The sequence below is a fragment of the Tetzosporium hominis genome (assembly GCF_002265435.1).
GTDB classification, from domain to species: Bacteria; Bacillota; Bacilli; order Bacillales_A; family Planococcaceae; genus Chryseomicrobium; species Chryseomicrobium hominis.
This window is the reverse complement of the sequence record NZ_NOKQ01000253.1, coordinates 1-12,761: the sequence shown is the minus strand read 5'-3', so window position 1 is coordinate 12,761 and position 12,761 is coordinate 1. Positions and strand designations below refer to the sequence as shown.

11 protein-coding genes, 6 tRNA genes and 1 rRNA gene are annotated in these 12,761 nt (G+C 45.0%); 1 reads left to right on the top strand and 17 read right to left on the bottom strand.

What is annotated here, in order from left to right; translation table 11 throughout:
* A partial coding sequence (locus tag CF394_RS11905; protein WP_165767443.1) for a transposase occupies positions 1 to 350 on the top strand: 350 nt, incomplete at its 5' end.
* Between the two features lie 123 nt (positions 351 to 473).
* Here CF394_RS11905 and glmS read toward each other — a convergent pair.
* From glmS to rrf, 17 genes are all read right to left on the bottom strand, one after another.
* Positions 474 to 2,276 carry a glutamine--fructose-6-phosphate transaminase (isomerizing) gene (gene glmS / locus CF394_RS11900; protein WP_094943908.1) on the bottom strand — a complete coding sequence of 601 codons (1,803 nt, stop codon included), beginning with the start codon at positions 2,274 to 2,276 and terminating at the stop codon, positions 474 to 476.
* Between the two features lie 404 nt (positions 2,277 to 2,680).
* Positions 2,681 to 3,196, bottom strand: coding sequence for a type 1 glutamine amidotransferase domain-containing protein (locus tag CF394_RS11895; RefSeq protein ID WP_094943906.1), 516 nt, complete (start codon positions 3,194 to 3,196; stop codon positions 2,681 to 2,683).
* A 216-nt stretch (positions 3,197 to 3,412) separates the two neighbouring features.
* Entirely contained in the window at positions 3,413 to 4,246 is an 834-nt protein-coding gene (locus tag CF394_RS11890; protein ID WP_279327663.1) for a nuclease-related domain-containing protein, read from the bottom strand.
* A gap of 578 nt (positions 4,247 to 4,824) precedes the next feature.
* Positions 4,825 to 6,177, bottom strand: a complete 1,353-nt coding sequence (glmM, locus tag CF394_RS11885) for a phosphoglucosamine mutase (protein ID WP_094943902.1) — start codon at positions 6,175 to 6,177, stop codon at positions 4,825 to 4,827.
* A gap of 30 nt (positions 6,178 to 6,207) precedes the next feature.
* Positions 6,208 to 7,506: a CdaR family protein gene (locus tag CF394_RS11880; protein ID WP_094943900.1), complete on the bottom strand. Its 1,299-nt coding sequence runs from the start codon at positions 7,504 to 7,506 to the stop codon at positions 6,208 to 6,210.
* Positions 7,499 to 8,335, bottom strand: a complete 837-nt coding sequence (cdaA, locus tag CF394_RS11875) for a diadenylate cyclase CdaA (protein WP_094943899.1) — start codon at positions 8,333 to 8,335, stop codon at positions 7,499 to 7,501. The genes CF394_RS11880 and cdaA overlap by 8 nt, the downstream gene beginning before the upstream one ends.
* A gap of 104 nt (positions 8,336 to 8,439) precedes the next feature.
* Positions 8,440 to 9,102, bottom strand: a complete 663-nt coding sequence (locus CF394_RS11870) for a zf-HC2 domain-containing protein (protein ID WP_094943909.1) — start codon at positions 9,100 to 9,102, stop codon at positions 8,440 to 8,442.
* A complete protein-coding gene (gene sigW / locus CF394_RS11865; RefSeq protein WP_094943897.1) occupies positions 9,102 to 9,692 on the bottom strand; it encodes an RNA polymerase sigma factor SigW in 591 nt (196 codons plus the stop codon). The genes CF394_RS11870 and sigW overlap by 1 nt, the downstream gene beginning before the upstream one ends.
* A gap of 177 nt (positions 9,693 to 9,869) precedes the next feature.
* Positions 9,870 to 10,775 carry an arginase gene (gene rocF / locus CF394_RS11860; RefSeq protein WP_094943895.1) on the bottom strand — a complete coding sequence of 302 codons (906 nt, stop codon included), beginning with the start codon at positions 10,773 to 10,775 and terminating at the stop codon, positions 9,870 to 9,872.
* Between the two features lie 70 nt (positions 10,776 to 10,845).
* Positions 10,846 to 11,421, bottom strand: coding sequence for a GNAT family N-acetyltransferase (locus CF394_RS11855; RefSeq protein WP_094943894.1), 576 nt, complete (start codon positions 11,419 to 11,421; stop codon positions 10,846 to 10,848).
* Between the two features lie 64 nt (positions 11,422 to 11,485).
* Positions 11,486 to 11,558: transfer RNA gene (locus CF394_RS11850), tRNA-Ala, on the bottom strand.
* Between the two features lie 7 nt (positions 11,559 to 11,565).
* Positions 11,566 to 11,640 (bottom strand) — tRNA-Gln (locus CF394_RS11845).
* 15 nt (positions 11,641 to 11,655) lie between these two features.
* A tRNA-Tyr gene (locus tag CF394_RS11840) sits at positions 11,656 to 11,739 on the bottom strand.
* A 12-nt stretch (positions 11,740 to 11,751) separates the two neighbouring features.
* Positions 11,752 to 11,827: transfer RNA gene (locus CF394_RS11835), tRNA-Val, on the bottom strand.
* A 126-nt stretch (positions 11,828 to 11,953) separates the two neighbouring features.
* Positions 11,954 to 12,026 (bottom strand) — tRNA-Thr (locus CF394_RS11830).
* Between the two features lie 5 nt (positions 12,027 to 12,031).
* Positions 12,032 to 12,107 (bottom strand) — tRNA-Asn (locus CF394_RS11825).
* Positions 12,108 to 12,648: 541 nt separating this feature from the next.
* Positions 12,649 to 12,761: ribosomal RNA gene (gene rrf, locus CF394_RS11820) — 5S ribosomal RNA — on the bottom strand; the annotation flags it as partial.

Below are 12,761 nucleotides of genomic sequence, written 5' to 3'. Positions count from 1 at the left end.
AGGTCGCACGGGCATGCCTCCGTGAAGACGAGTTCATCAAGGACATCTATTACGGATTACAACATATGCGATTTGTATTGAAGTCGACTACATCTGGACAAGCCTCTCGTCGTCTGAAAGAGTGGATCGACCGTTTCATGTTTCATCCATGTGGGCCGCTGGCCAAGATTGCGAAAGCTGTTATAGTGCGTCAACGTGAGATGGAAAACACAATACTCTCGCCTTTCTCTAACGGAAAAATAGAAGGTACAAACAATAAAATCAAGCTAATCAAACGAAGAGCTTTCGGGTATCGTAATCTGAATAACTTCTTCACAAGGTTAAAACTTGAACTAGGAAGTTCTAAATAGCAACCACGACTTATGGTGATGAACCAAAAGAATAGTAAAGATGTTTTAGTAATTCACCAAGTTAAACTTATTACTTCACAAAAAACCCCTCTCGGACGAATCCAAAAGGGGGCATAGCATTCTTTATTCTACTGTTACAGATTTCGCCAAGTTTCGCGGCTTATCCACATCACAGTCGCGGTGAAGCGCTGCGTAGTAGCTGATCAACTGAAGTGGAATCACAGATACTAATGGTGTTAGCAAGCTGTGGACGTTTGGAATGACAAGTGTATCGCCGTCTTCTTCCATACCTTCCATTGAAATGATACATGGTTTCGCACCACGTGCCACGACCTCTTTCACGTTTCCGCGAATGTTGAGTGCCACTGGTTCTTGAGTAACTAGAGCGAAGACTGGTGTGCCATCTTCAATTAGAGCGATGGTACCGTGCTTCAATTCGCCTCCAGCAAAACCTTCTGCTTGGATGTACGAAATCTCTTTTAGTTTTAATGCGCCTTCAAGACTTACAAAGAAGTCGACGTTACGTCCGATGAAGAATGCATTGCGAGTTGTTTCAAGGAAATCTTTTGCGATGGCTTCGATTTCTTCTTTTGAATCAACCATAGCTTGAACTGCGTTCGCTACGATTCCAAGTTCTTTGATCAAGTCGAAGTCGACATCGTGTCCTGCGTGCTTCGCTGCTACTGTAGCTGCAACTGCTAGAACTGCGATTTGAGCTACATATGCTTTTGTTGAAGCTACTGCGATTTCTGGACCTGCATGCAGTAACAATGTAAAGTCTGCTTCACGAGAAAGCGTTGACCCTTGAACATTAGTTACTGTTAGAGCTTTGTGACCCATTTCTTTGATTTTAACAAGTACTTGACGAGAATCCGCTGTTTCACCTGATTGTGAGATGAAGATGAAAAGTGGCTTCTCAGAAAGGATTGGCATGTTGTAGCCAAACTCACTTGAGATGTGCACTTCTACTGGCTTCTTCGCGATTTTCTCGAAGTATTCTTTTCCTACAAGACCTGCGTGGTAGCTTGTACCTGCAGCGATGATGTATAGGCGGTCTGAAGAGTTGATAGCTTCTAAGATGTTTGAATCGATTGCAAGCTCGCCTGCGTCGTTCTGGTACGCTTGAATGATTTTACGCATGACAGCTGGCTGCTCGTCGATTTCTTTTAACATATAGTGTGGGTACGTACCCTTTTCGATATCGCTCATGTCTAGCTCAGCTTTGTAAGAGTCGCGCTCTACAACCGTGCCGTCTAGCTTCTGGATTTCAACTGATTCTTTTTTCACGATAACCATCTCTTGATCGTGAAGCTCTACGTATGTGTCTGTCACTTGAAGCATCGCCATAGCGTCTGAAGCGACTACGTTGAAGTCTTCTCCAAGACCTACAAGAAGTGGGCTCTTGTTTTTTGCAACGTAGATTGTTTGTGCTTCTTCAGCATCTAAAAGAGCGATTGCGTATGAACCATGAAGAAGACCTAGAGTTTTGCTGAAAGCTTCAGCTGTAGTTAACCCGTCGTTTACGAATTTCTCGATCAACTGTACGATCACTTCTGTATCCGTGTCTGACTTCATCGTCACACCAGGTAGGTATTCTTTTTGTAATAAGTGATAGTTCTCGATAACCCCGTTGTGTACCAGCGTGAAACGCTCTGTTGTACTTTGGTGAGGGTGCGCGTTTACTTGGTTCGGCACACCGTGTGTTGCCCAGCGTGTATGACCGATTCCTGTTTTGCCCATAACGTCGTCGATTACTGCTTCACGAAGATCCGCAATACGTCCTTTTTCTTTGAAGACTGTGACGCCTTCTTCGTTACGAACTGCGATTCCTGCTGAATCGTAGCCACGATATTCTAATTTCTCAAGACCTTTTAATAAAATTTCTTTGGCATCACGTTCGCCGATATATCCAACAATTCCACACATAATAAAAATCCTCCGATTGATGAAGTCATGCAAAAATAAGCGTCGCTTCGGGCGCTTTTTCGACAATGCTTCTTTATAGTTTCGCCTTCTATTCGGTCTGTCTACCAATCACTTGGCAGGTTTACAAATAGAGTGACAACCGGGCGTAGTGCGGTCGGGAGGCATCCGCCGAATCCTCGATAAACCTCCACCTCGTCTGCTAAGGACTGTGTCCGTCCGATTTCCTTAGCTCTGGCGCTTCAACTTGTTTCCGATTTGTTTGCGCGCATGCTTTCCTCCTTTGGCGCGTATTCCTATGCTTCTCAGCATAACCTCCATATCATACAAAATTTAGTGGGTCTCGTCAATTGTAATCTATGCAGAAAAAAGCCTTTGGTGCTTAGGCACCAAAGGTCTTGGGAGTCCTAATTCTCTAGAAGTTTCAACATTTCACGGTTAAAGGCTGGAATATCATCCGGTTGACGGCTTGTAACCAATTGATTCTGGCACACGACAACTTCTGTGTCCTGTACTTTCGCGCCTGCATATTCCATATCCGTTTGAATGGATTTGAATCCTGTTGCATCGCGTCCTTCTAGGGCTTTTGCTGTGATTAACAGCTGCGGTCCGTGACAAATCGCGAATACAGGCTTCTTTGCATCCATAAATTCTTTAGTAAAGTGGACGAAACGATCGTCTGCACGTAGCTGGTCAGGTGAGAAACCGCCTGGCAGTAAGAGTGCATCAAAATCACTTGCGTTCACGTCATCGATGGATTTATCGATAGTGACTTCCGTGTTGTCTTTCTTACCAGTCACTGTCTTGCCTGCTTCCTTCTCGATTGTGATCACTTCATGACCTGCATCTTTCAAGGCTTTCGCCGGCTCTGTCCATTCGACGTCTTCAAACATGTTGGTGATTAACGTTGCTACTTTTGCCATTATATCTCCTCCTAAATGTTTGTACGTTGTATGTATTCCACTCTGGCGGAGAATTAAACATTCGGATGGCGAAGGTTTTTCTAGAAAGTGGTTGGGACGCTTGGGGTTTGCGCCCTTTGAAGCTGGCTTTGTTTCCTTCGCGTCCTCATTTGTGCCTTTTGGAGCTGCTTTGTGCCCTTAGCTCCTCTGTTTGTTCCCTTAGCTAATTTTGAAGTATCATTCCAAACTATATAGCACTCCACGTTTGATACCTTTTGATTTAACGGAGTTCTTTTGTAGTATTAAGCGTATCTGTTTTCTACTCAAGTGTTGTAAATTCTCTTGTAGAACTCCAATACGTAACGGTGAGCTAACCAATGAAAACTGACACATCAGGTTTTTTTCAGCTTGATCATTAGCATCTATCACGCAGATAGGGCAATCCCATGTCCTTCTCTGTTTACGCAATGACTGAAAACACTTGTTACAAAACATGCCTTTTAACAAATCCTTTTCTGCCACTTGATACTGTTGACACAATGATTTAGTGGGGACTTTGTTTTTTGCCAGCAATTGTCCCTGCAACATCTTAAAACTTTCATTAGAAAATATATCATGTTGTTTAAAATAGGATTCAAAATAAAACTGTAGACTCTTTACGGGGATGAAGGAATGGGGTTTTGGTATTCCTTCAATAGACAATCGAGCTTTTCTATTTGCCCATACTAAACATGTTTGTGTATTTACACTAGAGTAATTCTGCAAAATTTGTTGTATAGCTTTAGAGTTTCTTTCCATTTGAACAAATGGACAATCCATGCCGTTTTCCGTACCATCTGGAAGGGTTCTAATAATCTGCGGAGGATTTCGTTGAAACTTTATATGACCAGCTATATTTTTGACTTCAATAATTAAAATCCCCTTTTTAGTAAGGATCAAAAAGTCAATCTGAATGGACCACTTTGAATGGACACGACTTTGATAGTTATGGATGATTAATGTTTCTTTAGGGAAAGCGAATTCCTCTATAAATTGAAGTACACGTAATTCACCTTTTAAGCCTGCTCTAATATTGTTTAGTTGAGTAAAAATGTAATTTTTCTGAGGGTGAGATTGTGGGATTCTTGCGTAGAAATTTTCAAGAGCGTATAGGGACGGTTGAAATGATTTAAATTCTATATCGATTCCTCCTTTTTCCTAAGGCTATCATGAAGTTTTAAAATGATATATCGAATTTTTGCTGTTTTGTACTAGTTTGTTGAGATTATTTTGTTAGCTTCTCTAAGATTGTCTGGGGAAAGATTTGGTTTGTGCCCTTTGAAGCTGGCTTTGTTCCCTTCGCGTCCTCGTTTGTGCCTTTTGGAGCTACTTTGTGCCCTTAGCTCCTCTGTTTGTTCCCTTTGACGGTTCTCTCCCCCCCAACCCATTAGAACCTCAATTTCCTGAAGATCTTTCTAGAAAGTTCTTGGGTCGCCGAGAAGGTTTGTGCCCTTTGAAGCTGGCTTTGTTTCCTTCGCGTCCTCATTTGTGCCTTTTGGAGCTGCTTTGTGCCCTTAGCTCCTCTGTTTGTTCCCTCTGACGGTTCTCTCCCCCAACCATCATTCTAACTAAACAAAAAAACGTCCCCCCGAAGGAGGACGTGGTAGTCATTATTGATCTAAGCCCATCTCAGCGCGCACGACGTCTGCGATGCGGTTGACGTAGCTTTCGCAAGCTTCTTGTGATTCTGCTTCGACCATGACGCGAACGAGTGGCTCTGTTCCTGAAGGACGTACGAGTACGCGCCCGTTACCGTTCATTTCGCTTTCCACTTCAGAAATCACAGCTGCAACTTTCTCATTGTCTGTCACAGCGTGCTTATCCGTCACACGGATGTTTACAAGCTTCTGAGGGAAGATTTTCATCTCACCAGCTAGATCCGACAATTTCTTGCCAGTAGCTTTCATGATATTCACAAGTTGAAGACCTGTAAGTAACCCGTCACCTGTAGTGTTGTAATCAAGGAAGATGATGTGTCCCGATTGCTCGCCACCTAAGTTGTAACCGCCATTCTTCATCTCTTCTACTACATAACGGTCACCAACAGCCGTCTGTACCGATTTCAAGCCGTGGTGCTCAAGTGCTTTGTAGAAGCCCATGTTGCTCATCACAGTCGAGACGACCGTGTCTTTATGCAAGCGGCCCTCTTTTACAAGGTACCGAGCCAAGATGTACATGATTTGGTCGCCGTCTACAACGTTTCCTTTTTCGTCGATGGCAATCACGCGATCACCGTCTCCATCAAAAGCAAGACCTATGTCTGCGCCTTTTTCTTTCACAAACGCAGCAAGCGTCTCAGGATGTGTAGAGCCCACGCCGTCGTTGATGTTCAAGCCGTTAGGTGACGCACCCATCGTCGAGATGTCTGCATCTAGGTCAGCGAAAATATGAGTCGCGTGCGTAGATGTTGCTCCGTGTGCACAGTCAAGTGCCACATGGATTCCAACAAAGTTTTCTGTAACCGACTGCTTCAAGAACTGCAGGTATTTCTGTCCGCCTTCAAAGTAGTCTGAAACGGCACCTACATCGCCACCAGTCGGACGAGGTAATGTATCTTCCTCTTGATCCAGGATGGCTTCGATTTCGTTCTCCTGCTCGTCTGATAGTTTGAATCCGTCTGAACCGAAGAACTTGATTCCGTTGTCTTCTACAGGATTGTGAGACGCTGAGATCATAACACCTGCATCTGCGCTCATCACGCGAGTCAAGTAAGCAACACCTGGTGTGCTCAACACACCAAGCGTCATCACTTCAACGCCGACTGATAATAACCCAGCTACTAGTGCGGACTCTAACATATGACCTGAAATACGAGTATCACGGCCGACAAGCACCTTTGCCTTGCCAGTTGCGCCTTGTGTCAATACATAGCCACCTACACGTCCTAAACGAAATGCAAACTCAGGAGTTAACCCTTCATTTGCCACTCCACGAACACCATCTGTACCAAAATATTTTCCCATTCGTAATTCTCTCCTTAATTCATGGCAGCATTAGGCTTGCTCAACAACAATGGTTGCCTGCTCAAGCTCTGCCACCCATGTTGCCGTATCGGGTCCTTCGATTGTAATAGGGAGTGCATACTCGCCTGCTTCAGAGACCGTGCTTGCATTAATGCTCACTTGCACATCCGATACGGATAACTCGTTGACTTCTGATTCGGGGCCGGTTGCTGTAATGTTTACGACCCCTTCACTGGGGATGGCGAAGGTGGACTTCCACTCTTCTGCCAATCCTGCTACGACCATCGGTACATTTTCAAACGTCCGCGTCGTCGTAGTCTCTTCTTCTACTTCCGGGTCTAGGGCAGCTGCATCGTTGGAGGCTTCTCCTTCTGGTTCCGCCTCCTGTTGTTCTACAGTGACATCAAACGTCACCGGGAGCGTATCTCGACTGAATTGGCTTATACCTTCGGGTTTATCTAATTCTATGTCGACGGTTCCCGATTCTTGAATTTCTGAAACATCTACATTGACCTCAAGCTCTTCAAGCGAATCGACAGCCGTACGTGTGCCGTATACGCGAACGCTCGAGATCGTAGAGGTGACTGAATTGATGGTCACGCCATTTGGAGGAGTACCTTCCTGTTCAATGACAATCGGCACTTCCTTGCTATAAGGTTCAATCTCTACAGCGACATTGACGACTTCTGGCTCGACAATGACGTCTAGCTTGTTTAATTCACGGTCTAGTACTCGGACTCGTGCTTCTTGGGTAAAGGATTCATCGAGCCCTTCTTCCCCGCTGACAGTGGCTTTTACAAAGCTGATCGCTTCGATTACACTTCGAGCACCTGTAACAGATACACGATTTGGCTCAACATTAGTTGATTTTACCACATAATTGTCAGCAAGCAATCTTTCGTTCATATCCGGCTCCACCGTAAACTCTTCCGTAATGAGTTCTTCGATGTTCACTGTTACCGTCTGCGGATCTGTCCGAACCTTGAGACGTTCTGGCAGATTCTCATATTGAATCTCGACTTCATGCTGTCCTAAAGTCAATTCACGCAAGTCGATGAACACGGTGTAATCTTGCATCGTTTGGGCGGACAAGACCAAGTTGCTCGGCCCTTCTATATTCAAAGTAACTGTCTGGGGTGCACCCGTCACCACCAAATTATCATCATCATAGTAGACCTGCAGAGGTACGTTCGGAATACTCTCCACACTCGTTCCTGCTGCATTGATTTCATTACCTTCTAATTCATTTTGCACGCTGATAAACAACAGGACGGCGAACAAAAGGGAAATAATGCGTAGAAACCAAGGGTTATCCATCATCTTATCCATTTTTCGGCCCCCTCCATAACCATTTGGAAGTTGTCACTTGTTGTTGCTCTTCACCAAACCAGAGACGCTTCAGATGCCCTTCAAACTCTTCCATCGTTAAGTTGCGGTGCAAGTCGCCATTTGCTGTGATACTGACTGCTCCGGTCTCCTCTGAGACGACGATGGTCACGGCATCCGTCACTTCACTCAGTCCGATGGCGGCTCGGTGACGAGTACCTAATTCTTTCGAGATGAAAGGACTTTCTGAAAGCGGCAAGTAACAGGCTGCTGACGCGATTTTATTTTTCTGTATGATGACGGCTCCGTCATGCAACGGGGTATTCGGAATGAACAGATTGATCATCAATTCAGATGAAATGGTTGCATTCATCGGAATCCCGGTCTCTATGTATTCAGACAAGCCCGTCTCACGCTCGATGGAAATCAGAGCTCCGATACGACGTTTGGCCATATAGCTGACCGACTTCGACATTGCTGCCAGCAAACGGTTCTGCTCTTCCTGCTCTTGTAAGGTACTGCGAGCGAAGATTTTTCCTCGTCCCAGCTGTTCAAGTGCTCGACGAATCTCAGGCTGAAAAATAATGATGATGGCTAGAAAACCGAATCGAATCACCTGATCGAGCATCCACCCGAGCGTCTCCATACCAAGGGCATCCGTGATGACACGAGCCACAATAATTACAAAAATACCTTTTAACAACTGAACCGCTTTGGTCCCGCGAATCAAGGTAATCAATTTATAGATGACAAACCACACGAACAGGACATCGAGAATCGTAATCAACAATTCAATTGGTTCACTGTTTTGTAGTTGCGTCAAAAAGTCCATGTGGCCACCCCACTTTCCCTAAGTGCATATGGCTCTAGTATACCATAGATATGTATAGAAAAAACTCCCGGACCTCATAGGAGATGCGGGAGTTTACACTAGTGCTATTCTGTTTTTTCGTCACCTGTGAACCAATTTTCTAGACCTTGATAGCCAGATTTGATTTTGAACCATAACCAATCAAATACTCGGTCAATCTCTTCGATTTCCCCCGTTACAACAGCGGTCGAAGCGAGAAGTTCATTGTTTCCAATCTCTTCTTCGTTAAGGATCTGTCCATTGATTACTGTCAAATTGCCTTCAATGGCTCCGTCTACACGAATATCCCCATTGCGGACCATAAAATCCCCTTGAATCACTTCGCCTTCAGGGACAATGACTGTATCCCCCTCGACAAGGATATTGTCTGCTTTTGTAAACGCGAACTGTTGATCATCTGAAAAGTTGCCAAAGAACATGGCACTCATGAAGACTAAGAACACGGCAGCTGCCGTCACTATAGGATAACGACGGAACCAGCTTTGCGGACCTGCCGTTACATTTCGTTTTGGTAATGACGCCATAATGTTGGCTGTCATGTCTGGCGGTGCTGTGACAGGTTGGGCACTCTTCATGAAAGCCACAACGTCACTTAGTTCGTGCATATGTGCTTGACATGCCTCACAGCTCTTAAGATGGTTCTTCAGCTCTTGTTCTTGCTCAGGCTGAATGTCTCCATCTAGATAGGCATGCATGAATTCAATATACTTCTCGTGGCATGCACCCATCATCGTTTCCCTCCTACCTCCGTAACCGGGAGCTGACTCATTTGTTTGCGGAGCGCTTCCCGCCCTCGGTGGATCCGCGTTTTAACGGTACCGAGTGGGAGATCTAAAATTTCACTAATTTCTTGTAATGGCAATTCTTCCATGTACTTCAATACGATGACCGAACGGTACTTGTCTGGGAGACGGCTGATTTCATACTGGATCCGCTCTTGCATTTCCATTTTCTCTAGCTGTTCCACAGGCAATTCTTCGCTCGCTGCAATCTGTGAGTACATATCGAGACCATCTGTACCCGGTACTTGGGCATCTAAATGATAGTCTGGTTTCTTTTTACGGATTCGATCGATACAAAGATTCGTTGCAATGCGAAAAATCCATGTAGAAAATTTTCGCTTTTGATCAAATGAATGCAAATTGATGAATGCACGTAAAAAAGCTTCTTGGGTGATATCTTCGGCTTCGTGTTTGTTGCCAAGCATACGATAGCATACTTGATACAAGCGCGCTTGGTACAAATCGACGATTTCTGTATAGGCATCTTGGTTTCCGTTCAGTACTTGTTTGATTCTCTTGTTGACGATTGCATCCATGCTCTATTTCCCCTCCGCCTCTGCGGTTCTATAATCTATACGGTCTTAGGTATCGTAAGGTTTCACTTTTTTTATCTCTTTTTAGTATAACAAATTTTAGGAGTCTTCAGGGGGACGATTTATTCATACTAGATATGAAAAAAGTCCCCTTCTCATTTGAAGGGGACTGTCTATCTTTTAGACTAAGCTTTCACCGAACAATGAACCCATCAAGGCTACTGCCACGTCAGCTGTCTTATTCTTTTCATCTAAAATTGGATTGACTTCAACAAACTCCGCTGATGTGATCAGGTTAGAAGAAGCTAGCATCTCCATCGCTAAATGACTCTCACGGTAGCTGATTCCACCTGGTACTGGCGTTCCAACACCTGGTGTATAAAGCGGGTCTAACCCGTCTAGATCTAATGACAAGTGAACACCATCTACTTCGCGGTCACGTAAGTACCACATTGCTTGGTTCATCACTTCTGTCATCCCTAGTTTATCGATCTCATGCATTGTAAACACTTTGACACCTTTTTCTTTAATCAAATCGCGCTCACCTGGATCTACGGAACGAGCTCCGATAATCACGATGTTCTCTGGTTTCACTTTTGGAGCGTAACCATGAATGTTTACTAACTTATCATTCCCAAGGCCCATGCTCACTGCTAAAGGCATCCCGTGAATGTTTCCAGACGGTGACGTCTCTTCTGTGTTCATATCTGCATGTGCATCGTACCAGATAACACCAAGGTTCTCATAATTTTTAGCAAGTCCTGCAAGTGTCCCGATAGCGATACTGTGATCGCCTCCAAGAACTAGTGGGAAGCGTTTATTAGATAGAACTTCGCTTACTTTGTCTGCAAGCTTTGTGCTTGTCTCAATGACTTCCGGTAAATTGCGAAGCTTTGTATTTGTATCTTGTCCAGCAGCAGTTTGATCAATTGAAATATCGCCTTCGTCTTTCACTTCATGGCCCAGTGCTTCTAGACGCTGAATGGCGCCCGCATAACGCATCGCACTTGGTCCCATATCCACACCGCGACGATTTTGACCAAAATCCATAGGTACACCAATAACGGACATCTTTAATTTATTCATGATTTTATACCTCCTCAATTCGTTATATCTATTGTAACTGCTTACATAACGATGGCTCAACCGCGCAAAATCACGTATATTTATTCATCAATAAAAGTAGATCTTCTTTTGCCCCTTTCCACTCCGAATCAATCATTGAATAGAGATAGGTGTTCCGTGGCTTTCCCGTACTTCGAATTTTCTCATTTCGTAGATATCCTTCTTTCACAAAGCCAATTCTTTCTATGGCACGTTGCGAAGCTAAGTTCTCAGCATCTGTTCGAATCTGGACTCGGACAAGGTCCAGTTCCTCAAAAGCATAGGAGAGGAGCAGAAACTTACATGTTGTATTGATATGTGTCCGCTGTGCGGATTTGGCGTAAATCGTAGCACCGATTTCTGCGGAACGATGTTGCCGGTCAATATCATATAAACGTGTTGTCCCCACGAGTTGCTGTGACATCTCATCAACGACACCAAAGACCAAGACATCTTGATGCAAATGCATACGATCAATTGCATACTGCAGCCATCCTGCGAGCTGTTCCTTGCGTTCCACTTTGGTCAGCATATGCTGATATACTTCGGGCTCAAATGTCTCCCATAGTAGGTCGATATCTGTTTGAACTAAAGGTCGTAACGTTACACCATTTTTCTGCAAGTTCATCTTCTTTCCCTCCTATACAAAAAAACACCCACTTCTTATATAAATAAGAAACGAGTGCTTGTTATGGAGCCTAGCGGGATCGAACCGCTGACCTCCTGCGTGCAAGGCAGGCGCTCTCCCAGCTGAGCTAAGGCCCCGAAAAAATGGCTGGGGTACTAGGATTCGAACCTAGGCATGACGGAATCAAAATCCGTTGCCTTACCGCTTGGCTATACCCCAATACTTATAAAAAAATGGTGGAGGGGGACGGATTCGAACCGCCGAACCCGAAGGAGCGGATTTACAGTCCGCCGCGTTTAGCCACTTCGCTACCCCTCCAAGAGGTCTTTATGGTGGAGGATGACGGGATCGAACCGCCGACCCCCTGCTTGTAAGGCAGGTGCTCTCCCAGCTGAGCTAATCCTCCAGTATGTCGCTGTTTCACAGGACAAGAATTATTGTAGCATGACGAAATTGGTCATGCAAGGGTTTCTCTAAAAAACTTCTTCGTTTTAAAGAAAAACTGCCTACCCTCGGAGAGCAGACAGCTGTAAGCTTCCAGCCGGGATCGAACCGACGACCTCATCCTTACCATGGATGCGCTCTACCTACTGAGCTATGGAAGCAAAAATGGCTCCGAAGGCAGGACTCGAACCTGCGACCTGCCGGTTAACAGCCGGATGCTCTACCAACTGAGCTACTTCGGAACAGTACATTCTCTATTATAGCAACCTGTGCAATAAGGTCAACGTAAATTTATAGGGATTTGTTAAAGGTTTTACTAAAAAGGCTTTTGAGTCTTAAAGGCTTTTCTAGAAAGGGCGGGTTTGGGGCATTCATTCATTTGAGGCAATTTTTTCATTGGTAGGCTATGGAAATGACTTGCGGTGATCTATAAAGTGGGGCCAGTGATTGCTGCTTTGATGCGAATCGTCGGCAGATGGAACGTTTACGGAGGCAGTTGCTACGTTTTCGTCGAGACATAGAATGGAGTATCTGCACCAGTCGACCTCCGCCATATTTGCCCTTACTAGAAAGTCCTTCCCCCATCAAAAGGTCTTGCCCTTCATATCTCTGTGGAATCGAGTTGCAGGCGTTAGAAATACATTCAAAGATCATTCGCACCCACAGAGGCAGAGAACGCCTCTATGGGCACGCCTGATCTTCGAAGCATTTCTGGGCGAACGCCTTCCACATCTAGAGACACAAAAAAAGGCCATCCCTCTCGGGATGACCTCTTTCCATGTTGCCCAGCGACGTCCTACTCTCACAGGGGGAGACCCCCAACTACCATCGGCGCTGAAGAGCTTAACTTCCGTGTTCGGTATGGGAACGGGTGTGACCTCTTCGCCATCATCACT

Excerpts from the sequence above, each read along its gene's own strand:
- glmS (WP_094943908.1), bottom strand. The coding sequence starts at position 2,276 with ATGTGTGGAATTGTTGGATATATCGGCGAACGTGATGCCAAAGAAATT.
- CF394_RS11895 (WP_094943906.1), bottom strand. The coding sequence starts at position 3,196 with ATGGCAAAAGTAGCAACGTTAATCACCAACATGTTTGAAGACGTCGAA.
- glmM (WP_094943902.1), bottom strand. The coding sequence starts at position 6,177 with ATGGGAAAATATTTTGGTACAGATGGTGTTCGTGGAGTGGCAAATGAA.
- CF394_RS11880 (WP_094943900.1), bottom strand. The coding sequence starts at position 7,506 with ATGGATAAGATGATGGATAACCCTTGGTTTCTACGCATTATTTCCCTT.
- cdaA (WP_094943899.1), bottom strand. The coding sequence starts at position 8,335 with ATGGACTTTTTGACGCAACTACAAAACAGTGAACCAATTGAATTGTTG.
- CF394_RS11870 (WP_094943909.1), bottom strand. The coding sequence starts at position 9,102 with ATGGGTGCATGCCACGAGAAGTATATTGAATTCATGCATGCCTATCTA.
- sigW (WP_094943897.1), bottom strand. The coding sequence starts at position 9,692 with ATGGATGCAATCGTCAACAAGAGAATCAAACAAGTACTGAACGGAAAC.
- rocF (WP_094943895.1), bottom strand. The coding sequence starts at position 10,775 with ATGAATAAATTAAAGATGTCCGTTATTGGTGTACCTATGGATTTTGGT.
- CF394_RS11855 (WP_094943894.1), bottom strand. The coding sequence starts at position 11,421 with ATGAACTTGCAGAAAAATGGTGTAACGTTACGACCTTTAGTTCAAACA.